General features: G+C 68.5%; 1 protein-coding gene. It reads left to right on the forward strand.

Going from position 1 to position 286, the window contains the following annotated elements; translation table 11 throughout:
- A partial coding sequence (locus WDW90_RS39010; protein ID WP_336492986.1) for a hypothetical protein occupies window positions 1-286 on the forward strand: 286 nt, incomplete at both ends.

Consider the following 286-nt stretch of genomic DNA (forward strand, 5'->3'; position numbering starts at 1 on the left):
GATGGCGGCGGCCCGTATTGGGACTATCGCCTGACGCAGGACGCCCTTCGCGCCTGGATGCCCGAGGGCGATACGTCCGGAATCGTGCGGGCACTGGGGCTGGACCCCGGGCATGACCCGGACGACCTGGAAACAGAGATCCTCGCCACGCTGCTGGCCTCTCCCGTTCGGTTCGACTACCCCAGCATGGCGGAATTCCGTTCGGCCGTTCGCGTACGACGCCGGGTGGTCCAGGCCGCGCGCCGCACCGTGGTGGATTTTGACACCGAGGAAGCGGAGCGTCCCG

It is taken from the genome of Methylobacterium nigriterrae (assembly GCF_037106235.1).
GTDB classification, from domain to species: domain Bacteria; phylum Pseudomonadota; class Alphaproteobacteria; order Rhizobiales; family Beijerinckiaceae; genus Methylobacterium; species Methylobacterium nigriterrae.